Consider the following 22,191-nt stretch of genomic DNA (forward strand, 5'->3'; position numbering starts at 1 on the left):
CTATTTCGAAAAAAATGTATATATTTTCCCTTTCCAATGTAAATTTATGACCTTTTCAGTGTATATTCACGTTAATTCATGTACATTTGCGTCTAAATCTATGTTTCTATATTAACCTGTGATTTCTACGATACATATTCGGTGTCATATCATATTCTTTTTTAAATTTCTTACTAAAATGACTGTAATCAAAACAGCCGACTTCCTGACTAATTTCTGATAATGATTTATCCGTTGTGCTCAACATCTCTGCTGCACATTTCATTTGCAATGAATTTACAAGTACCCCAAAAGTCTTACCTGTATACTTTTTCAGCATCCTGCTCATATAAGACTCACTATAATTAAAAAATTCTGCAACATTTTTCAATGTCACTTTATTATAATTCACAGAAATATATCCTAATACTGCAACAACATTTTCATCTGGCTTTCTATCAAGTGGCTTTGAAACCTGTGCAAGCATTTCATAATTTCGGATAATATGAATGAATAGCTGTCGCACATAAAGCTCCAAACTTTGTCTGTACGCATACCTTTTCTCTGTTATTTCCTGAAACATATGCTCGTATACCAGTTTAATCCATTCATCCTGTCCTGTCGGAAAAATAATATATGGACTGACGCTTTTTCCATATAATATATTTTCAAAAAAATCCGCAAGCAAATGTTTTTCTTTAACCATTGCCAAGAAAGATTCATCCAATTGTTTCTTACTCATCAAAATATTCAGCACAATGCTTTCGTCATCAAGTGCCGTAATCGTATGCATCGATTCTGGTGCAAGAATACATAAATCTCCTTCCTTCATTTCAAATGCCTGGTTTTCCACATAATGCGTACATTTTCCACTATATACATACGCAATCTCTACAAAGGAATGATTATGCAATATCGGATAGGAATAGCGACTATGTCTAACCATATTGATTTCAGCGTTTTCTGTTGTTTTCTCCACATCCACAACTGTAATCCCATGATGATCCTTTGAATATTTCGTATACAGATCTTCCTCTATCTGCAATTGAGGATGCTCTTTCATAAGTTTCTGATAGGTTGCATATTGCATCGGAACTGATAATATTTCTCTATACTGACCTTGGTATAATTTTTTTAAAAATTTTTCCTGCTCTGTTAATTCTTTGAAATCCATCTGTTTATCTCCTGCAATTATGTTTACCTTCCTTCATATTTCCTTTTTCTTCTTCCTCTATGCATCATCCCTTGTCAGTTTTCGAATCCAATTTCCATAATGAGATTCTAAAAATGCCGGGACACATTTGAAAATCTGATCTGCATTCAAACAGCATACAACAACCGCCGGTGATGCCTTTACAACAAAAGCCATGAAAAGAGATAATGGAATAACAATTCCCCATATGCTGATCAAATCCATTTTAACAACAAACATCGTATTGCCACCGCCTCTAATGATTCCATTATTAGTTGGCATCTGGTAAGACATTCCTACATAAACAACGCTTAATATAATTAGAAATGTATTTGTCATCATCATTGTCTCCTGCTTCAAATCATACAGGGACAAGAATGGAACTCGAAGGAAGAATAACGCAATTCCGGAACATACACCAATGACAATAAACAATCTCTGTAATCTTTTCGCATAGCTTTTTACCTGTTCAATGTCTCCCACTCCGATTGCTTTTCCTATAATAATTGATGCCGTTGATGCCGCTCCGACCGCTGTGGACTTCATCAACAAGAACAAGGTCGATGCAGCACTGTTTGCTGCGATTGCTGTCGCCGTCATATGACCGAGAATTGCTGTCTGTAAGGCAGTATTCACTCCCCACAATCCTTGTGTAAATACCATTGGAGCGGTAATTTTCGTATAGTCTTTTGCTAACTGCTTATCCAGTGAAAAATAATCCGATAATCTTATCTGTAATTTCTTATCTTTCTTCTTGATATAGAAAATTAGTACAATGATTTCCATAATTCGTGCAGTCAAAGTACCGATTGCTGCTCCGACAATTCCAAGCTCCGGTGCCCCAAAATGCCCGAAAATCAATACATAGTTGATTCCGCAATTTACAAAGAATGTCATCACAGATAACTGAAATGCTATCTTCACTGTCTCGACACTTCTCATTGTTGCCAGCAGTATCTGCGTAATTGCAAAAAACAAATATGTAAATCGAATTACGTTTAAATAACTCACTCCTGCTTCAATAATCGGTCCATCTGTTGTAAATATACCAACTGCCTGATATGGGAAGAAACTCACCAGCCCAAACAATACAACTGCAATAAAAATTGCTGCATACATCGCTATAGCTGCAATCTTCTTCATCGGTCCGGTCTGCTTCTTCCCCCAATACTGACTACAGAAAATAACCAAACCATCTCCCAAAGCTAATAAGAGCTGCTGATAAACAAATTGTATCTGATTTACTGCTGCCGCCCCTGATAATGCGGTTTCACTGTATGCTCCAAGCATTACGTTGTCCGCCAGATTGACGCTGATTGTAATGATATTCTGTAATACCAGTGCCACATATATGTTGAAAAAATTTTTATAAAAACCTTTTTGCTGATTCAAAATTATCCCTTCATTCCTTTTTGTTCTTTATATCTCTTTTTACACTATTCCAATCACAGATTCCTGCCAATAAACGCCCTCGCATTTTCAAAAAACACTTTCTCGGTCAGTTTCTCTCCAAATCCATGTTCCAACATTGCCTTTCTCAAAACAGGCATCGACTGCACCCCTTGTATACCATCCGGGAATTCTCCGCTGCATCCGTCAAAATCTCCGCCTAACACAAGTACATCTTCGCCACCCAGATTCAGCACAGCATCCATATGTCTTATAATCGCTTCGACATCTTCTGTTCCACCGACAAAATTCCGATAGTAATTCATTCCGATTAATCCCTTTCTTCGAATCAATTCCTGAATCTGTTCTTTCTTTAGATTTCTCGGATGATTACACAATGCTCGTACATTAGAATGCGATGCTATAATTGGTTTGTCCGTCATCTGGAATAAATCTTCTACCCCTCTATCTGATAAATGTGAAATATCCAGAACAATTCCTTGTTGTAGCAAAAATTTTACGATATCCCGTCCTCTATCCGTCAATCCTTGTTCCTGATTCATAGCCGCACCGCAGGCATATTCATTTTCATAATTCCATGATAATAGAACAAATAAGAAACCAAGTTCACGAATCCGTTCTATGTCTTTCCCCATGATCGATACATCTTCAACTGATAAAAATGCGGCAGCTTTTCCATTCTGGTGCGCATCTTCCATTTCCTTTGCCGATGTGCACAACCGAATTTTATTTTCTGCTTTTTGCAATAATTCTATTGCTTTCTCATAGCTCTTACGAAAAACACTGCTTTCCGTTCCGGGCAAAATCTCTTTTCTATTCTTCCAGATTGCAAAAATCTGCGTGTACGTATCTGCAAATTTTTCTATACGCTGTAAATCTATATCGCAAGTATTTTTTTCCAGACTTTCTCCTTCTTTGATAACCTGTGTCAATGTATCTGCATGACAATCAAAATATTTCATCTTATACTCTCCATTCTAATATATGAAAAAGGCAGACACATCCTGATGCCTGCCTCATTTTCTCACATTTCTTTTTTGATGACTCACAATATGCTGTGTCTGTCAACCTCTGTTCTTACAGAATTCCAAACTCCTGCATTGCTTTCTTCAACTGTTCTTTGTGCTGTGGCTCCAGTTCTGTCAACGGTGCTCTAAGTGGTCCGCATTCTTTACCAAGCATATTCATAGCGGCTTTTACCGGAATCGGATTCACTTCACAGAATAATGCATCACACAGCGGAAGTGCCTTTAACTGCATCTGGCATGCTTCTGTTGTACTTCCTGATAAATATTTGTAAACCATATCATGAACATATGTCGGTGCCACATTTGACAATACTGAGATTACACCGATTCCTCCTAATGAAAGAAGTGGCACAACCTGATCGTCATTTCCCGAATATAAATCTACATTACCATCACATAAATGCATAATCTGTGCTACATTACCGATATCTCCGGATGCCTCTTTAATTCCGACAATATTCTCTACATTCTTTACGAGATGCGCAACTGTTGCCGGCTGGATTGAACAACCTGTACGGCTTGGTACATTGTAGAGAATAATTGGAGCTTTCGCTTCCTGTGCAATAGTTGTATAATGTGCGATCAGTCCATTCTGTGTTGCCTTATTATAATATGGTGTTACTAAAAGAAGTCCGTCAGCACCTGCTTCTGCTGCTTCTTTAGATAACTGAACTGCTGTTGCTGTACAATTAGAACCTGTTCCTGCGATAACCGGAATTCTGTGGTTTACTCTCTCAATTGCAAATTTAATCACATCAAGATGTTCCTGCTCTGTCATAGTAGCAGACTCTCCTGTAGTTCCACAAATAATGATGGAATCTGTCTCGTTAGCAATCTGCTCTTCCAGAATCTCGTCTAATTTATCATAGTTAACTTCATAATTATCCTTCATCGGTGTAATAAGTGCTACACCTGCGCCTTTAAAAATTGCCACTTCTTTGTCCTCCTAAATCTTCAACATTGTTGTTACCCTGACGGATTACCTTATATTACTTTGCACACCACTTATATATGCATCGCAACATAAAAAGAAACGGCAAGATGCGCCGTTCTAAAATATACATATTGTATATATCAGATAGCTCCCCATCCTGCGATGACAGTCGTGTCGTTCTTCACGCCACGCCCAAGTGATATAGCTCCAGGTTATTCCATATCCTTTCGGCATCTTCTCCTTTTTGATGACTTCTTCTGTCCCTGTCCATCCGACATCATACTCATAAAAAATGCAACCTCTATCTACGTTTCCTAATTAACAATAAAAGTGTAACACTGCCGCCATTTCTTGTCAAGGAAACGACGGCATATATTCATTTTCATTTTTCTTTTTTTACTGAATTCTTATTATTTTCCTTGATTCCAATAACGCTGTTTCTGTTTGTCATCTAAACTGTTGACAAAACGTTTTTTATACACAAGGAAATCTTCCAGATCCATCAAAATATGATAAAGCATCGCCTGACTTTCAAACTCTTCTCTGGTAGTCGGAAGCTTATCTTCCTTAATATGTTGAAAAATTTCTTTTAATTTGTCCATCTGCGCTGTCGGCTCATTTCGCTCTGTCACATAATCCATCATATTTAATACATATTCTGAAATAATGAGTGCCTGCTGAGGCATCTTTCGGATTCTCTTCATCTCATAATGCAAGTCATGTATGGTATTACATTGTTTCATCCGCATCTCAAAATAATTAATATAATATTCCGGATGTGACTGAAATGTATTGTCCTGATATTCATAAGCATCATCAATAAATATACGAATCTGTGATTCTAATTCACGTATTGCCGCCCAAATATCATACTGCATTTCTTTATCTGCCAGATAAGCTGCAATTGCTCCCAGTATCATCTGCATACGATTCTCTGTGTAGCGCATGTTTCGCACAAGGTCTTTACGTTGTCCTGCATAGTCATAGAACAGATTTAATACTACCGCTACTGTAATTCCTATTAGAACTAACAGAAATTCATTAAATACAAAACTTGCTTCAAAATCTCGCTTTGCCATGAAATGCATACCTATCACTGCATTTACCGATATCGTAGCCCTCCATCCAAATTCTTCAGAGACAATTACGATTAAAAATATATAAATACCATAGGCCAGCCATTCTGATTGAATCTGGGTAAATACAATCCATGCCAGTACTGATGATACTAAAAACGTCACCAGACGAAACCAGGATAGTTTTACTGTTTCCCATTTTGTTGTAACCAATGTCAGCAAAGCAATACTTCCCGCTGAGATTGCATATTCTAAATTTAATACTTCTGCAACATAAATTGCAGCACTGCTTCCTACTGCAATCTTGATTGCCTGCAGCACTCGTTTTTTCTGCTGTTTCTTTTTCATCAATTTTTTCAATTATATTATCCCCGTTTATTACCTCCCCAAATCTTTGCCCTGCATCTATCTTATCTTGTATTTTTTTACTTTGTCAATTCTTCCTTTTGTAATTTGCACAAAATCGGAATTTTTCACAATTCTTTTTATTTATTATTGGTTGCTTTTCATAGAAATCAGAAGTGTACAGTAACTAGGAATTTTCTTTTTACATAAAAGGATTCAACTGACTCCTTGCTGTTTTCGTCATCCTATTATATACTAATATGGTGGTTTTATCAGATGCACATTACTTTCAAAACAATTTAGAATAACATCTGATTTACAACTTGAGATAGACTGAAAAGAAGGAGGAAAAGTCATGAAATTCATATATCCAGCTGTTTTTCATCAGACAGAATCCGGCGGTTATAAAGCATATTTCCCAGATTTGGAATGTTGTACTGCAGAAGGTGATACGCTCTTTGATGTACTTGATAATGCTAATGCAGCAGCAAGAGACTGGCTTACAGTAGAACTTGAAGAAGAAAATGTTCAACTCCCACCTGTATCTGATGAGAGCGATATTACTCTGAAAGAGAATGAATTTGTTCGTAATATTTTAGTAAATATCCGATTCTATGAAGGATGGGACGAATAAGATATCCGTCACACGGCATAACAAAAGAGCATGTTTCGATTATTTTAAATAGCGCAATGCTATTTTCCCAATCGAGACATGCTCTTTTTAATTATTTATCTCTTTAATTTTTACAATCCGATTTCCCCGTTTCGACTGCCATTCCATCAAATACACCTTATACCTAAGTGAATCTCTTGATGTTATAAATGGTTCTTCTCGTACTATATCAGCCTTGATTCCCTGTTCCTTTAGTTTTCTCTGTTCTTGTTTTGCACGTTCTAAAAGAATTTTGTGTTCTTTTTCTTCTTTCTCATCAAATCTTCTCTCTGGATAATCTGACGCAGCTTTTGTCAATTCTTCTGTTAAAAGATCAACCACTTCAGCGTGTACATTTTTATGGAGCATATCCGCTATCCACCACGTTACCCACCGCCAAGAATGTTTCTTATAAAATGACAGAATACGTTGCAGTGATTTATCTTCTGTCTGCTTTGCAAATTCCATCATCACGCGGATTGCATTTTCTGATGGCATCCATGGATTTTCTTTTGGTACAATATACTTCTCTGGTACTGCAGGATAACAGCAATAATTTAATGGTGGAAACTCTGCAAGATGGGCTAATTTTAATTCTGCCGCATTACAGTACACTTCTCCCAGATAATCGCGTTTGTCTCTTAAAATCGCAAGTCTGTATTCTAGCTGACGAAGGTATTCATATCCTTCTACCCAGAAATGACCAACCTTTCCATAATCATACAAATGTGTCTCTAAAACAATATCTGCAAAGAACAAAGTACATACGGTGTCACCTTGATAAACCACCAATACAAATTCTTCCTTCTCTGTGTCGGGATTCTGATGTATTGAAAGTGACGCCTCTACATCTCCTTCGTACTCTTTCTGATACACTCCTGTTATTCTTGCTTGTTCAAATACCAGAAAGCTCTCCACCGCGTCATTCATTAAATAAACTGCCTTTAATTTTCCATCTATTACCTGAGCGGACATTAATTCAAATTGCCCTTGTTCTAATAATTCTTCCAATTTAAGAATTGTATCGGAGATTTCAAATTTATTATTCCCGGTAAACATTTTGTAATCCTCCTATTTATATGTTATGATATAAATGCGTCTCTTTTAGGTAGATTGGTCGATAGTTTTTTGACAACTCTATTTTACCATAAATCTAAAGGAGATATTTTATTAAATTATCTGTTATACTTTAGTAAAAAATGAAGGAGGTAAAGATGGAAGAACTTGAACTTATCTGTTTTCAGCTTATTACTTTTGCAGGCGAAGCAAAAAGTGCTTATATGAATGCAATTCAAAGGGCTAAGCTGGGATATTATGAAGAAGCCGAAAATCTGATTCAAGAAGGAAATGAAGCATTTTTAAATGCACATAAGGTTCATGCAGAACTGATTCAAAAAGAGGCATCTGAAGAAGAAAACATAATACCTAATATTTTGTTAATTCATGCAGAAGACCAGTTAATGGGAACTGAAACATGTAAAATTATGGTTAACGAGCTGATTGAAGCATACAAACGTATTGACGCATTAGAGAAAAAAAATAAATGACTATGCAATCTAGCTCATTTTCGTTTGGAAATCCAAACTCCAATTCACCGGATTGCATAGTCACCTTGCCATTTGTATTTTAAGCAGCAACTGCTTGTTTCTTCCCGATTCGTGCCAGCAGCTGATTACAAGCCACTGTATATACCGCACCGAATACATTTGCACCAATACGAAGTGCTACGGCAGCAGGCATTCCGAACATTCCTGCTGCAATAGACAGTGCTCCAAATGTGTTAAATACGGTCTGCCATGCATATCCTGCTGAGTAGCCGACTCCAATCCCGCCTATCACTCCGATATACGGATACATAGATTCTGGCAATACAAGATATAACACGATAAAAATCAAGCTTCCTACTATATTATATATACCTCTTAATTTTGCGCGTTCTTTTGCATCTTCCGTAAATGGCATGCACACTGACATACATGCAATTCCTGCCCACATTGCTCTTGGCAAGCCAAGAAGTGTCATAATCAACATTGCTGATGATACAATCAGTGTCAGTCGGATATACCATCTGCTTCTTGCTGAGAAACGATCAAATTCACGAAACAGATCCAGAAACGTTCTGCGATATGGTCTGTTTTTCTGGTTTTTGTAAAATATTGCCATACAGCCTATCATTCCGACAACTAATCCAATCACACGAAGTTTGTACGACTGTCCGCTTACATCATATCCAAACAATAATAAATATCCCAATACAAAGGTTGAATGATTTGACATGATCACATTATGGCATCCCAAAATCATTAATAATAGAATACAAATTATATTTACACCAAACGCTATAAATGGCGGCAACATATTTGCTAATCTTGGTCCTATCATTAATATCGCAAAAATGCCTCCGATACTGAGAATGCCATGACTTGTCCGGATTCCGAAATCTGCCTGGCGAAGGACAAGTACTGCCAGTAATATGGTTACTCCCGCCACACTGTTATCCGAACCGAATATCTGGCTGAATATTGTTACAAATGCAAAACAAAATGCCATTACAAGATATACTTTAAAGTTGTAGATTAGTATGTGACGACGTTTTTCTTTTTTGTCTTGTGTGTTTTTGATTAATTGTTTTGAGCCTACAGAGCTTAACTGTAATTCCTGATAAAATGTCATGAGGTACCCTTCCTTTCACTTTTTTATGTTAACTGCATCGTCTTTTGTGAATGCAATTATTTTTGATATAGCGAAGAGGTACTATACACGAAAAATGCCTTTTAGTCAAGACATTTTTTTGAAACCTTTAAACATACAAAATATCTATACAGCTTTGCTCATCAACAATCGATCCGTTCACCTTCATTTGCATCTTCCATCGTAATCTCTGCCATAACTATTTCCTCTGCAAAGGTAAATCTTAGCACTGCTTGTGACCAGTTCAAACTGATTTTTGCCTTTTTCTGCTTTTCTTCTCCGGCTTTTTGGATTATGTCTATTAGTTCATCTAAGACTTCTTTTGTTAAATATCCGCCACGCCAGTGCATCGTAAATATTTTTCCTTTTTTTGCAGTCTGTAATGCTCTTTTATATACATCTTCTTTTTTTGTAAAAGAAAGTTTCTTTTCTTTATAATAGAAATGTTCTCCGTCTTCACATTTTGGTACAGATACGAGAACTGGTTCATGATCACGAAAAATCTGTTTATCACTTAGGTTGAAATAATCGTATCGAATTTCGGAACCAAAAGTTTCTTCTTTTCCCAGCGTATTGTCAAAGGTTGCATCAAGATGATAGTATTTCCCATTGATTTTCACAATATTCCAGGTATGACGATATTTAATTCCTTTTTCAGGATTATTTCCACAAATTGCAATAATACACCAGACACCTAATGCATCACACAACACTTTTACCGCTTTTGCAATACCTTCGCAAACTCCGACTCCTTGACCTAATGGTCCGATGATTTCATGGGAATATGATTTTTTTAATTTATCGTATCGTACATTTTCAAAGATAAAATCATGCACATACTTTTCTTTTTCCCATTCGGAATCGTTTGCAGCCGGTTTTGATAGTTTTTCTACACGAGCTTTCATTGCTTTTTGATGTTCTTTGATCTTGTTTTTATCAAATAAATATTCCGGGATAAAAATTAAATTGGAAGAATCTATATAATGTTTGTATTTGAATCCACTTGTCCAGAATATTTCCGGATGATCGAGGCGAAGTTGGAAGAATACATCGTATAATTCGTTTCCTTCCAGATAAGGTATTTTAATTTCATCTGCCAATTCATTCAGCCCCTGCATAAGGGAATGATATACGATTTGTTTTTGCTTATTCATCTTGCTGTAATAGTATAGTTCCATGCTTCTATTCCTTGTTTTTTTATACTCTTTTTAAATGATTTTTTTCTTTTTAAAGAAATGCAGACTGACTACAACAACTACAACGCTTAATACGCACACGCTGTAGTATCCGCTTTTCAGTCCGGGCATATCGTAAAAGTTCATTCCAAACCATCCTGTAATGAGGGTCAATGGAAAGAATATTGTTGATATCACTGTTAAGAACTGCATATTATTATTCTGTCTTGCTGCAATCTGTGACTGATAAGCTTCTTTTACCTGTTGTGCATATTCCAGTAAATGCTGTGTCTTACTCATCAGGCGGTCGGCACGGTCTGTCAATGTACCGAAATATTTTAAATGACGTTCAAGGAAAATGCCATTTTCATTTTCTTCAAGCTCTTTTCCTAAGTCCATGATCTCATCGTAATAGCTTCTTAAATTTAAAAGTTCTCTGCGGATTGGCATCATTTCATTTTCAAAGCTTTCTACTTCATCGCGGGTCACTTCTTCCTCCATCTGTAGGAGACGGCGTTCATATGCAATCAGTATTTCCAGATCTCTGCTCATAAACTCTGCAAAAAAATTATAAATAAAACGTTCTTTTGTATCTGCCTGTCTTGCTTTTTTCTTTTGGATCCGCTGTATCAATTTATATGCAAATGCATCATCGTCTACAATTACAACATTAAGCTGATTAACAAAAAAATACATTCTATATTTGTTTCCCAACACATCCAGAAGTTTTGGTATACACAAGGTTCCTACCATACATTCATGTTGGTTTTCTACTTTACAGAAACCAATCTTAGCAAGCTTGATTTCATTATCATATACAATCCCTGCTTTTTTCAGGGTTTCTTCTGCATGTACAGAATCTGTCAGAAAAACCGCAGCCGGTCTTTCTTTTTCCCAGGTTTCATTTTCAATGGGAACTAAACGTTCTCCTATTTTATAAATCACCGGAGTCACCTTCTCTCTTGTTTTTACCAGAACAAAGAATGTGCCTTGCCACATTCTTGTGCCTGCGGCGGTCGCTCGCGACACCTACATTATACGCCGCAGTGTGCATCCTTAGCGGAGCGTTTTTATATTAGGAAAGCACTTTCCTAATATGAAATATTATCTCATACTTTGCCTGTTTTGGGAAGTCAATTAGAAAAGACAGCCAACTTGACTGTCTTCTCCAAAATGTATTTCTATAAAGAATGGTGAACAATAACTATTATGCTTCCCATTTTTTGTAGATTCCTTCTAATGCATCTACAACTCCGTCAATTCCCATAAGACTTGAATTGAACATCATTTGATGTGCTTCTATGCTTCCCCATTCACGATCTGTGTGTTCTTCATAGTATGATTTTCTTGTGCGGTCTACACGTTTGATTTTTTCCCATGCTTTTTTCTCATTCAAATCATACAGTTTCATGATTCTTCGGATACGATCTTCTTTATATGCGTAGATAAATGTATTTATGCAATTTGAGTAATCACCTAATATGTAATCTGCACATCGTCCCACAAATATACACGGACTTTGTTCTGCGAGTTTTTCGATTAATTTGGACTGCATCTCAAATATCTGTTCTGATAATGGCTGTTCATATTCTGTCCCGTTCATAAAGAGTATATATGCTCCTGAGCCTGTGCCGGATACTGCGGAAGCCATGTATCTTCCAAGAATTGTTTCATCTACTTCCTGGGCTTTTTGGGGATCAATCTTCAGTTCTTGTGCCGCCATACGGATTAGGTTGTAATCATAAAGTGGAATTCCAAGTCGTTCTGATAATCGATTCCCGATTTCATGTCCGCCACTTCCAAATTGTCTGCCGATTGTAATGATTGTGTTGTTTGTCATAATTGTCACTCCCATCTGCTCGTATTATTGTATTTCACATTTTAAATACACGTTGATTATATACAGATATTATAACGTAATTCCATTGTTTTTTCTATCAATTTTCACATTATTTCTATTTCAAATTTCATCAGCACTTCTATTTTGACTTATTTCATCTCACTTGCTTTCATCACTGCACTATCTCCAAATTTTTTTCTGATTTCTTCCATTGCTTTATTAAGCTTCTGATGTTTTTCATCTGGTTTTTCCGGTATTTTGATATCGAATATAGATAGTTGCTCTGGTTCCGACGCATCGACCAGTTTTGCTGTCCTGATTCCAAGAAGCCGCACGGGCTCTCCGTTCCATGATTCTAAAAATAACTGACAGGCAGCATCATATATTTCTTCTTCTTTGTCTGTCGGTTTTGAAAGCTGTTTTTGATGCGACATTGTTTGAAAGTTGTGATATTTTACTTCCATACTGACCATCATTGCTTTCTGTCCGGCTTTTTTTAACCTGCCTCCAACACTTTGTGCAAGGCTTTTGAATACTTTTTGAACTTCTTCATAAGTTGCCGCATCTTCTGAAAGCGTCGTTGAATTTCCGATTCCTTTTGCCTCTGATGGTTTTGATTGTACTTGCGAATCATCAATTCCATTTGCGAAGTTCCATAACATACGGCCATGACTTTTTAAATGAAGTTCAATCAATGCCGGATCTGCTTTTGCCAAATCTCCAATCGTATTGATTTCCAGTTTTTTCATTGTATCCACGCTTGATTTTCCTGCCATAAACAATTCATTTATCGGCAAAGGCCACATTTTCACTGGAACTTCTTCTGGAAATAATGTATGTACTTTATCAGGCTTTTCGAAATCGGATGCCATCTTTGCCAGAAGTTTATTTGAGGAAATACCAATGTTTACGGTGAAACCAAATTTATTTTTTACTCCATCTTTTATTTCACATGCTGCTGCCACCGGCGATGCAAATTTATCTGCGATTTTCGTAAAGTCCATATAACATTCATCCACACTGACCTGCTCGATTCCTGTTGTGTATGTCCTAAGATAATCCATCAACTGACGGCTTTTTTCCCGATACATCTTGTGATTTGGGGCTGCTGTTACGAGATTTGGACACTTACGAAAGGCATTCGCCACCGGTTCCCCTGTACGAATGCCATATTTTTTTGCAGAAATGGACTTGGCAAGTACAATTCCGTGACGGGATTTTTGATCACCGCCGATAATCGCAGGTATTGTACGCAAGTCTACTTCTGCTCCATTTTTCAATTGTTCTACTGCTGTCCAACTCAAGTATGCTGAATTTACATCAATATGAAATATGATCGTCGCCATGCCTTCCTCCCAGTGTTTTGATAAGGCTATCATTACACACTTTTATATAGCCGTCAAGGTTGGCATAGCGTCTTTCTAGTTATCTACACCCATTATTTTTCCAATAAGAATATCTCTCCCATTTGTCTCTCCAGATGTACAGGTGCTAAGCACAAGCAAGTGTTCGAAAGCTGTCACCTCACATTTTCTTTTTTGTATCGCATATTGATCAATATACTCCAACAATGCTGTTTTTTCGTCTTCCTCTTTCACCTGCGGATTATAAATTGTATAATCATAAGCATCCGTTTCAAGAAATGCGAAGAATTCTACTTTTTTGTATTTTCCTTCATAATACAGCTTTCCCCAGCGGTGATTTTGAAAATATTTTTTCCCCGAGAAATATTCCAGCTCTCCAAACATTTTTTCTTTTGCCATATGATGTCCATATATAATGTTATTAAAATCCGAAAAATCCGGATGGTTTCGGCAGTCTAAAAAGAGACTCCCCGACAATGAAGCATTTCCTTTTGCATCCGTATTTACATACTTTGAATTATCGTTCCCTTGTGTCAACGGGTAATTGATATTCGTGTCCTCAACCTCCAGCCAGCCAATCACTTCCGGATTCATTTTTACAAGTTCTTCAAACGACTCCTGTTTTTTCGGATTATAAACAGAATAGCTTGTGGCAGATGCATTTTCATAAATCTGCTGTGTGTCCCACCACGTATAGCAGGCATAAAGGAGCAAAAGTAATCCAATCACACCCGCTATGCAATTTAATATTTTATCTACAATCTCAAATACATAATTTTCCAACTGCATTCATCTTTACATTTTATTTATTTTTCTTTTTTTAATCTTTTTACAAATGTTCCCATTGCCAGAAGCACTGCTGCAGCTCCGATCAGAATTGTAAATGGCAGGTTTTCAAGGATAACACCTGTGATTGGAACATCATCAAAAGTGTTTGTAAAGTCTGCGCTATTATTTCCTTCTCCAACAAGATTTGTTGCACCCGCTTCTGCTGATGACAAGCTCTGTCCTTTGACTGCCTTTACATCTACCGTTTTGACTCCATTTTCAACTACTTCTACAGAAGGTGTATAATATGCTGTTCCTGTTTCTGTTACGGCATAGCGTGTTCCGGCCGGAATGTTTGTGAATACAATTTTTTCTCCGTCATGAAGTTCAAATGTCTTTGCTTCTCCTGCCTTGAATTCTATTTTTTCATTTCCAATCATTCCTTCATAAGTATCATCCGTTGCTGTACCTGATTTTGTAAATGTTAATGTAAATGCAAAATCTTTTGTTCGGTCTGCATTCTTTCCTGCTGTTGTTTTTGAAATGGTAAGTGAAGCGTCATTTTTAATATAAATGTTTTCGAAACTCATTTCACTCACTTTGTCCCCTGCCATGTTTGAAGCTGTAATTTTTTCAACTTCCGTTCCGCCATTCTCTGTATTAATGACATATACATGCATCGTGTATGCCTCTGTGGAATATGTCATAACTTCGCCGGAAGCGGTATTATAGGTGTCTGCTGTTTCCTGCACATGATACTGATACTCACCTGCATGTGGAAATTCGCCAAATGTAATCCTGCCTGCTTTGTTGATTTTGTAAACTCCTTCTGACAAGTCACCTTTTAAATCTTCTGCACTATAACTTACACTCTCGATTTCTGCCTCTGGTGCGTCTTCAGTAATTTTGTCGGCTGTAAAATGAAATGTTGCTCTTGGAATTGTAATACCTTCGGCAAGTTTTAATTCTTTTGTAATCTGTGCTACTGTTTCCGGCACATTGCTCGCATCACCTGCAACATCATTTACCGAAGGCTGATTTTTCGAGCCATTAACAGCGTCATTTCCTATAAATAGATTTGTATCTGCTGCCAATGCGGTTGCTCCCATGCAGATTGTCATTGTAGCCACAGTGCATCCTACCATTGATTTCCAATTGTTCTTTTTCATAGTCTTTTACTCCTTTTGACTTACTTACATTTTTTATAATCTGTTTCGCCGAATTAATGTGACGACTTTTCCTAACGTGTCTTTTTTATTTACTGCCCCGTAAATGCGGCTGTCTGTTGCATGTTCTCTCGCATCTTTTAAGAGAAATATTTCTCCTTTTTTTAAGGTGACCGGAAATGATATTCCTTCGGCATATCGTTCTGTTTTTTCCGGGATGTCAGATTCTTGAACATACATCCCATTGATTTTTAACCCTTCGCCATCTATATCTACAATGTCCCCTTCCACCGCTACGACTCTTCCTACTTGCTTTTTTCCATCTTGTACGATTGCCACCAGATCGTGAAATACATAATTTTTATTCAACTGATAGCTTACAATCAAATCCCCTTGCCGTATGGCCGGCTTCATTTCCTCATCATTATTTTGAAAAATGGAAAAGCAGACGCCAAATAACAGCCACAATATTAAAATCAGTACGCCAGCTTTTGTAATCAGAAATATTATTTTTCTTTTCAATTACTTATCCTGCTTTTTATCTTTTTTCCCATAAAACAATTTTGAAATTGCAGCCAATACAAATAGTGCCACTGTTGCAAGAAGGATTCCTGGTATCATATTTGTGCCAAATGTGACTACATTTGTCAGTGGAATATTTTCTTTTTCATTTGTAACATTAATCCTCACATCTTCATTTAATATTCCATCTACTGATTTTTTATGGATTCCATTGAAACCGACCCGGTACCCTTCTGCATCGTTTACTTTTTCTGTTATGTTATAAGATGTTCCAAGTGAAAGCTGCTGAAGCTCTATCCCTTGTCCATGAGATAACCAGATTTCTGCAACGCCTTGCTCAAATGTTAATGTTCCGTCTTTTGGAGCCGTGACATTTTTTACATCATCTAAAATGAATCCTCGATAAGAATATGTTCCGTTGATTGGATTTCCTGACGCATCTTTCAATATAATCCGGAATGGGAATTTTTTTGTAATATCCCCCATTTCACCGGTCACTTTTTTGCTGATAGAAAGACTAGGCAGCTTCGTGTTTGTCACTGTAAATCCTCTTGTCGGATCACCGGACACTGCACTGACAAATCCCTCTAAAGCCTGTTCCTTAATCTGATACTGATGATGCTTTGCCACATGTTGAAAATCTGCTCTCCACTGATTGTCTGCATTCAATGTCAACGTTTTGTATGGTGCAAGCTTTCCATCCTGATACAATTCAACTTTTACCGGAACTTGTTCACTCTTTGCTGTGTTTTTCCACTCTTTATTCACCGGAATGGTCAGAGAATTCACCTGGAGTACCGGTTTTTCCACATAATCCACTGTCTCAGCTTGTGCCTCCCCTGTTCCATAAACATATGTCAAGGTTGCTCCAGCGTTTGTGTAAAATCCAGCTTTACTTGAGCTTGTATCATTATCCCATGCATCACTGTTCATACTCCCCACAACTCCACCATAACTGTCTTCATTTGCCGCATATTCATCATATGCCTTTGCTGTAGGTTTGACATTGAAGCTGACAGCGTAAGTCACATCTTTCTGTAATTTGTAATCTGTTGGAAATGTTGCTGTTACTGTGCGTGTCCCTTCATTGTATGTTACCTGAATATCAACGCCGGATAAATCTACCTCACTTCCATCACTTGCTGTTGCTTTTATTGTCGGATTAAGATGTGCTGCGTTTTCCAGTTCTGCATAATCACTCAATGTATCAGTAAGCACTACATTTCTACAAGTGTATTCCGTCAGATTACCCGTAATCTGTTTAAATGCCTCCGCTAATTTATCTGCGTCCGTTGCGGAATAATATTTTTTAGTAGAAGTTGTATTTACTTTTGTCGCCAGCGTACTCAAAAATGTGCTGTCTGCACTGTTAGAAAATCCGATGGTATAAAATTGATCCAATCCTTTCATCGCAGCTGCTTCATTGTAAGCCGCATTTGCATTATAATTATAAGGATCTGTGTTTCCGTTTCCTATCGTATAACCATCGTTGTTATATCTGTACGTTGGAAGTCCGTCCGATAGAAAAATTACAATCTTACGTGCACTGCTATCTGCCTTTGCCAAAGCCTCCTTCGCGGTACGCAAGCCAGCCTGACAGTTTGTTCCAGATTTTTCTTCATTTACACGAATTCCATTTACAATCTGATCTACTTCTGACTTTGTTGTCGCCCATGCTCCATTTACCCAGGTTGCATCATCCCATGGTGAGTTATACCGATAATCCTTTAACCCGTAATACGTTACAACTGTCATTCTCGCATCGATTTGATCATTGTTGAAAATGGAATCACTCAAGCCGCCTTTTTCTGTAACTACATCCTGCAGAGCCTTTAATCTTGACTTTTCTCCCATCGGCTCATTCATACTGCCAGATGTATCAACAATAAGAACAACATCGATTTTCGGTTTGTTCAATGTTGAATCATATTTTCCTGTTACATCCAAGGTCAGCGTGTAAGAATCTTCTCCATTGTACTTGATATACTTACGATGCGCCGGTGCCGTATTCTCGTCAGACGATAATACAAGTGCAGATGGCTTGGCCGTGGTGGTATCAAGCTCTGCATCTTGTGGTGTATCTGTGTTTGTTGTTATAGCAATATCCGGAATTGTCGTTGCATCTGTTTGCGTGGTGGTATCTGATGTGGTTACATCTTCTATTTCAGCTTCTGTTGTGTCTGTATCTGGTATGGTTATATCTTCTGTTAAGTTGGTATCTGTGCTTGTCGTTATCTCTTCTGTTTGCTTTACGTCTGATGTTACGTCTGCTGCTTCTTCAATTGCATTTGCGTCTGGTGTTACATCTACTGCTTCTTCAATTGTGTTTTCTTCGACATTAAAATCAGATTGTTCAGCTGCATTAGATACACTTGTCCAGATTCCTAAAATCATTGTCAGGACAAGTGCATATGCAAGAATTTTCTTCAATATCAAATGTCGTTTTCCTTCTCCTCGCATATTTCTCCCTCCTTCATCACAGTTTGATTGGATTTAAAATCCATAATTCAAGTCGAACGTGCTTTGACACATTCTATTAACAGTCCTTGCATAAATCTATGACCGAACTGTTACTATCTTTTATATGCTTGTCCGAAGGGATGTATGTAACATTTTAAGACAAAAATTTTGCGGTTTTTCGTGGATTTTTGACATAATATTGAGTTGGTGACATAGAGGGTGCTGGTCACAGTAGCAAAATTATGATTATACAATTAGAGAAAATGTGATAATATATGATTATGTAGGTAATTATATTTCTATGAATTTTGAATGCAGTTACGTAAAGACAAATTTGCTGTTACTCACCACCTGAAAGAGGTGGGAGTCTTCTCGACTGAGATAATAAGATGAAGGGAGCGGTAAGATGAAACAATTGCAAAAACAACGGAAAAAGATAATGACTTTTTTGCTGACATTTGGGATAGTCTTCGGATTATTAGGAGCAATGCCGGTACATGCACAGGATGAGAATGCATCCGAAAGTACAACATTTGATGTAAAAATCGTACATACCAATGATATTCATGCACGAGTAGAAGATGATGATTACAATCAAGTGATTGGAATGGAACGACTAAGCACAATTGCACAGACATTTACGGCAGGCGCCGACGGTTCATTGATGCTTGATTCCGGAGATATTTTTCACGGACAGCCGATTGCAACACTGGTACAGGGAGAATCGGTAGCTAAACTGATGAAAGCTTGTGGGTATGATGCAATGACCGCCGGAAATCATGATTGGAGCTACGGCAAAGATCGTTTGAAAGAGCTTGGAGGAATTGCCAATGTCAAAATATTATCTGGAAATATCAAAAACGCAGATGGAACCTCCTTTTTTGATACAGATGCACTTGTAAAGGAATTTACTAAAAATGGAAAAACATTAAAAATCGGTGTGTTTGGCGTAAGTGACCCAAATATGAAAGATAAAACGACACCATCCAATGTGGAGGGACTGGAATTTCAGGATGCAATCGCTTATGCAAATATGGAAGCGGCCGCATTAAAGGCAGATGGATGTAATGTGGTGATTGCACTGTCACACACGCTTAATCCGAAAAATATGGCTGCACAGGTGGATGGTGTAGATTTGTGGCTGTGCGAACATGAACATATTGAACTTAGCGACACCGTGACGACACCAAATGGATCAAAGGCTTATGTATCGGAAAGCGGATATTATCTGAATACCGTGGGGCTAATTGATTTGAACTGTACAATGGATGCTGAAGGCAGCGTACATGTAGATTATAATAAGACATCTGTTGATTATGAAGCAGCACAGAACTATCCGAAGGACGCTTCTGTAACAGCCATACTTGATGCGATTAAAGCAGAAAACGAGACAGCACTAAATCGTGTCATCGGTACTTCTCCGGTGGAATTAGATGGTGTCTGGGAACATATCCGTATTGGGCAGACAAACCTTGGAAATGTCATAACAGATGCATATCTGCTTGCTACAGGTGCCGATATAGCATTTGAAAATGCAGGTGGCATCCGCGCTTCTGTCGCAGCCGGAACGATTACATACGGCGATATCATTAATGTCAGCCCTTATGGAAACTATGTGGTGACAAAAAAACTAACCGGTGCACAGATTAAAAATATGCTTGAATCCAGTCTTACTATCCAGAAAAACTGTATTGCTGCAAATGACAGCGGCGAGTGGGATGCCTGGCCAAATGACAGTGGAAGTTATCTGCAGGTTGGCGGAATCACCGTCAGCTTTGATCCGGCACAGCCGGAGGGTTCACGCGTGCTTTCCGTAAAAAAAGATGGGCAGGAACTGGATAATACAAAAGAATACATCGTAGCAGTTAATAATTATCTAGCAGGTTCTGACAGCTATCCGGCACTTGCCGAGGCAGCGGAAATCGGAGAATATTCTTGTTGTGAGGAGTTACTGATCCGTTTCTTTGAACAAGGTTCCGATGCAATTGCCACAAGTGCATCAAAACAAAATATGATCCAGACAACCAAAGAGTCCACAGAACCGGTACCGCCAACTACACCGGAAACACCTTCTGTACCTGTAACACCAGCTGTCCCGGAGCAACCGGCAAAAGAACAGCCGAAATCCCCAAAAACAGAGGTTAAAAAAGATGATGCAGGCGGAACAAAAGCTTCGGCAAAAAATCCAAAAACGGGCGACGACAATACTCTGCTCTGCTGGATGTTGCTTCTGTTACTCAGTGGAAGTGTAGGAAGTATCTGCCTGGTTCAGAAAAATAAAAAGTAAGGTTAAACAGAGGTGTCACAAGTATAACGACACAACTCATTCTAAGCGACTATGTTTTCTTTCTACGCATTGGATAAATCCGATTTCAATTCGAGGGGAGGCATAGTTGCTTCTTTTATGATAATTTCTCTGCCTGTTTCACTTTGCATCGTTTCATATAACATGCAATCCCATATTTTAAAATTTTATTCACTCCGTTCTCCCGGAGTTCTTCATCATATTTCTTTTCCTCTATCTGCTGTAGTGCCCGCTCACAAGCCTGAGCATCCACCCTTCCACGTTGCGTTAAATATCCCGTCATAAACAACAAACTCCAGACGTTCTCTAACGACTGATACATTTCCGGATAGACAAGCTCCTGATGAATCTCTTTTATGATTTCCTCTCCGGCAAGCAGAGTTTCAATCTCACGCTTAGTTTTAAAATTCCCGGACATTTGAATGAATTTCTTGACGGCATCATTACCGCTGGTGTTAATCCAATAGTTTTCTGGAAACGAATCCGCATGGTCTTTTAATTTATCACAGTAATTCAATACATCCCATGGACAGTACACTTCTACACTGCCAAACTGATACCCGTTTTCAAATGCTTTTGCTAATGGAACATCATACTCATCAATCAAAAAAACTACTTTTGTTCCATAATGTTTCTCTAATAATATGGACAACTTTTTCAGACTACTACAAAATACAGCTTCACTCATATTATCATCCAAAAGTTTCTGGTATTCTGATTTGTCATACTCACTCAGTTGTTTGCTTTCTAGAAGAAACTGCATTGTAGCTGCTACTTCTTTCATAATCTGAACTGCAAAATCAAATGCATCTTTATAAGTGGCTGCATTGATTCCTTTCAGGGAAATTGAAATGACCGGATATTTCCCCATATACTCTTCACACAGTTTTGTATCTTTTGAAATTTCCAATCCATCAAAAATACTCTGATCCCGCTCTATGGAAAAAAAGTGTTCAATCATACTCATATTTAAGGTTTTTCCAAAACGTCTTGGTCTGGTAAAAAGATTCACCATTCCGCCATTTCGGAGCAGCTCTGAAATCAGTCCTGTTTTATCCACATAATAATAATTATCGTTAATAATCTGCTCAAAATTTTCCAATCCCACCGGAAGGCGTTTTTTTCTTTAACCATGTCATTCACACTCCTTCTCTATTAATCATAATATAACAAAGATACGCTCAAAAACCCATACCTAACTTTTTTCATAATTCCCTTAAACAAATTTCTTTTTTAAAAAAGAACCGCCTCTCGGCCATTATAACCAAGAGGCAGTTTTTTGCT

The 22,191-nt window shown here is 37.7% G+C and carries 19 protein-coding genes and 1 riboswitch; of the genes, 3 read left to right on the forward strand and 16 right to left on the reverse strand.

The window, feature by feature from the left end:
* Positions 1 to 106: 106 nt before the first annotated feature.
* From LQE94_RS09235 to LQE94_RS09255, 5 genes are all read right to left on the reverse strand, one after another.
* On the reverse strand, positions 107 to 1,153 hold the full coding sequence (locus LQE94_RS09235; RefSeq protein WP_240577516.1) for an AraC family transcriptional regulator: 1,047 nt from the start codon (positions 1,151 to 1,153) through the stop codon (positions 107 to 109).
* Between the two features lie 57 nt (positions 1,154 to 1,210).
* Positions 1,211 to 2,563 (reverse strand): MATE family efflux transporter, encoded by a 1,353-nt coding sequence (locus tag LQE94_RS09240; RefSeq protein WP_117989507.1) that lies wholly within the window; start codon positions 2,561 to 2,563, stop codon positions 1,211 to 1,213.
* A gap of 53 nt (positions 2,564 to 2,616) precedes the next feature.
* A complete protein-coding gene (locus LQE94_RS09245) occupies positions 2,617 to 3,543 on the reverse strand; it encodes a dipeptidase (protein ID WP_240577517.1) in 927 nt (308 codons plus the stop codon).
* 115 nt (positions 3,544 to 3,658) lie between these two features.
* Positions 3,659 to 4,543, reverse strand: coding sequence for a 4-hydroxy-tetrahydrodipicolinate synthase (gene dapA, locus LQE94_RS09250; RefSeq protein ID WP_118723940.1), 885 nt, complete (start codon positions 4,541 to 4,543; stop codon positions 3,659 to 3,661).
* 137 nt (positions 4,544 to 4,680) lie between these two features.
* A riboswitch (Lysine riboswitch) is annotated at positions 4,681 to 4,855 on the reverse strand.
* Positions 4,856 to 4,953: 98 nt separating this feature from the next.
* Positions 4,954 to 5,979: an aromatic acid exporter family protein gene (locus tag LQE94_RS09255; protein WP_330638918.1), complete on the reverse strand. Its 1,026-nt coding sequence runs from the start codon at positions 5,977 to 5,979 to the stop codon at positions 4,954 to 4,956.
* Positions 5,980 to 6,319: 340 nt separating this feature from the next.
* On the opposite strand from LQE94_RS09255, the gene LQE94_RS09260 reads away from it, so the two are divergent.
* Complete coding sequence (locus LQE94_RS09260) at positions 6,320 to 6,598, forward strand: type II toxin-antitoxin system HicB family antitoxin (RefSeq protein ID WP_022074802.1); 279 nt, start codon at positions 6,320 to 6,322, stop codon at positions 6,596 to 6,598.
* A gap of 87 nt (positions 6,599 to 6,685) precedes the next feature.
* On the opposite strand, the gene LQE94_RS09265 is transcribed toward LQE94_RS09260, so the two are convergent.
* A complete protein-coding gene (locus LQE94_RS09265; protein ID WP_240577518.1) occupies positions 6,686 to 7,675 on the reverse strand; it encodes a DUF3878 family protein in 990 nt (329 codons plus the stop codon).
* Between the two features lie 155 nt (positions 7,676 to 7,830).
* Between LQE94_RS09265 and LQE94_RS09270 the strand changes: the two genes are divergently transcribed.
* The gene (locus LQE94_RS09270) at positions 7,831 to 8,163 is read left to right on the forward strand and encodes a PTS lactose/cellobiose transporter subunit IIA (protein WP_240577519.1); all 333 of its coding nucleotides are present in this window, start codon (positions 7,831 to 7,833) and stop codon (positions 8,161 to 8,163) included.
* Between the two features lie 79 nt (positions 8,164 to 8,242).
* Here the strand turns inward: LQE94_RS09270 and LQE94_RS09275 are convergent, their stop codons facing one another.
* The 9 genes from LQE94_RS09275 to LQE94_RS09315 form a co-directional block, all read right to left on the reverse strand.
* Positions 8,243 to 9,289 carry an FUSC family protein gene (locus LQE94_RS09275; protein WP_240577520.1) on the reverse strand — a complete coding sequence of 349 codons (1,047 nt, stop codon included), beginning with the start codon at positions 9,287 to 9,289 and terminating at the stop codon, positions 8,243 to 8,245.
* Between the two features lie 161 nt (positions 9,290 to 9,450).
* A complete protein-coding gene (locus LQE94_RS09280) occupies positions 9,451 to 10,485 on the reverse strand; it encodes a transglutaminase domain-containing protein (RefSeq protein ID WP_240577521.1) in 1,035 nt (344 codons plus the stop codon).
* 30 nt (positions 10,486 to 10,515) lie between these two features.
* A complete protein-coding gene (locus LQE94_RS09285) occupies positions 10,516 to 11,481 on the reverse strand; it encodes a magnesium transporter CorA family protein (protein WP_240577522.1) in 966 nt (321 codons plus the stop codon).
* Between the two features lie 208 nt (positions 11,482 to 11,689).
* Positions 11,690 to 12,322 carry a cytidylate kinase-like family protein gene (locus LQE94_RS09290; RefSeq protein ID WP_022074808.1) on the reverse strand — a complete coding sequence of 211 codons (633 nt, stop codon included), beginning with the start codon at positions 12,320 to 12,322 and terminating at the stop codon, positions 11,690 to 11,692.
* Between the two features lie 149 nt (positions 12,323 to 12,471).
* Positions 12,472 to 13,668, reverse strand: coding sequence for a Y-family DNA polymerase (locus tag LQE94_RS09295; protein WP_240577523.1), 1,197 nt, complete (start codon positions 13,666 to 13,668; stop codon positions 12,472 to 12,474).
* A 75-nt stretch (positions 13,669 to 13,743) separates the two neighbouring features.
* Complete coding sequence (srtB, locus tag LQE94_RS09300; protein WP_240577524.1) at positions 13,744 to 14,469, reverse strand: class B sortase; 726 nt, start codon at positions 14,467 to 14,469, stop codon at positions 13,744 to 13,746.
* 23 nt (positions 14,470 to 14,492) lie between these two features.
* Positions 14,493 to 15,623 carry a DUF7601 domain-containing protein gene (locus tag LQE94_RS09305; protein WP_240577525.1) on the reverse strand — a complete coding sequence of 377 codons (1,131 nt, stop codon included), beginning with the start codon at positions 15,621 to 15,623 and terminating at the stop codon, positions 14,493 to 14,495.
* Positions 15,624 to 15,656: 33 nt separating this feature from the next.
* Positions 15,657 to 16,142 carry a signal peptidase I gene (gene lepB, locus LQE94_RS09310; RefSeq protein WP_240577526.1) on the reverse strand — a complete coding sequence of 162 codons (486 nt, stop codon included), beginning with the start codon at positions 16,140 to 16,142 and terminating at the stop codon, positions 15,657 to 15,659.
* A complete protein-coding gene (locus LQE94_RS09315) occupies positions 16,143 to 18,602 on the reverse strand; it encodes a DUF7604 domain-containing protein (RefSeq protein WP_240577527.1) in 2,460 nt (819 codons plus the stop codon). It lies immediately after the preceding gene.
* Between the two features lie 406 nt (positions 18,603 to 19,008).
* Here LQE94_RS09315 and LQE94_RS09320 point away from each other — a divergent pair, with 406 nt between their 5' ends.
* The gene (locus tag LQE94_RS09320) at positions 19,009 to 20,889 is read left to right on the forward strand and encodes a bifunctional metallophosphatase/5'-nucleotidase (RefSeq protein WP_240577528.1); all 1,881 of its coding nucleotides are present in this window, start codon (positions 19,009 to 19,011) and stop codon (positions 20,887 to 20,889) included.
* Positions 20,890 to 21,004: 115 nt separating this feature from the next.
* On the opposite strand, the gene LQE94_RS09325 is transcribed toward LQE94_RS09320, so the two are convergent.
* Positions 21,005 to 22,015, reverse strand: coding sequence for an AAA family ATPase (locus LQE94_RS09325; RefSeq protein WP_240577529.1), 1,011 nt, complete (start codon positions 22,013 to 22,015; stop codon positions 21,005 to 21,007).
* Positions 22,016 to 22,191: the final 176 nt, after the last annotated feature.

Origin of the sequence: Mediterraneibacter sp. NSJ-151, from assembly GCF_022487435.1 — a bacterium.
GTDB classification, from domain to species: Bacteria; Bacillota; Clostridia; order Lachnospirales; family Lachnospiraceae; genus Schaedlerella; species Schaedlerella hominis.

Bases quoted from the DNA above. Each gene is read 5' to 3' on its own strand.
- LQE94_RS09295 (WP_240577523.1), bottom strand. From the start codon at position 13,668: ATGGCGACGATCATATTTCATATTGATGTAAATTCAGCATACTTGAGT.
- LQE94_RS09305 (WP_240577525.1), bottom strand. From the start codon at position 15,623: ATGAAAAAGAACAATTGGAAATCAATGGTAGGATGCACTGTGGCTACA.
- LQE94_RS09290 (WP_022074808.1), bottom strand. From the start codon at position 12,322: ATGACAAACAACACAATCATTACAATCGGCAGACAATTTGGAAGTGGC.
- LQE94_RS09245 (WP_240577517.1), bottom strand. From the start codon at position 3,543: ATGAAATATTTTGATTGTCATGCAGATACATTGACACAGGTTATCAAA.
- LQE94_RS09265 (WP_240577518.1), bottom strand. From the start codon at position 7,675: ATGTTTACCGGGAATAATAAATTTGAAATCTCCGATACAATTCTTAAA.
- LQE94_RS09285 (WP_240577522.1), bottom strand. From the start codon at position 11,481: ATGTGGCAAGGCACATTCTTTGTTCTGGTAAAAACAAGAGAGAAGGTG.
- LQE94_RS09270 (WP_240577519.1), top strand. From the start codon at position 7,831: ATGGAAGAACTTGAACTTATCTGTTTTCAGCTTATTACTTTTGCAGGC.
- LQE94_RS09320 (WP_240577528.1), top strand. From the start codon at position 19,009: ATGAAACAATTGCAAAAACAACGGAAAAAGATAATGACTTTTTTGCTG.
- LQE94_RS09235 (WP_240577516.1), bottom strand. From the start codon at position 1,153: ATGGATTTCAAAGAATTAACAGAGCAGGAAAAATTTTTAAAAAAATTA.
- LQE94_RS09315 (WP_240577527.1), bottom strand. From the start codon at position 18,602: ATGCGAGGAGAAGGAAAACGACATTTGATATTGAAGAAAATTCTTGCA.
- LQE94_RS09260 (WP_022074802.1), top strand. From the start codon at position 6,320: ATGAAATTCATATATCCAGCTGTTTTTCATCAGACAGAATCCGGCGGT.
- LQE94_RS09275 (WP_240577520.1), bottom strand. From the start codon at position 9,289: ATGACATTTTATCAGGAATTACAGTTAAGCTCTGTAGGCTCAAAACAA.
- LQE94_RS09280 (WP_240577521.1), bottom strand. From the start codon at position 10,485: ATGGAACTATACTATTACAGCAAGATGAATAAGCAAAAACAAATCGTA.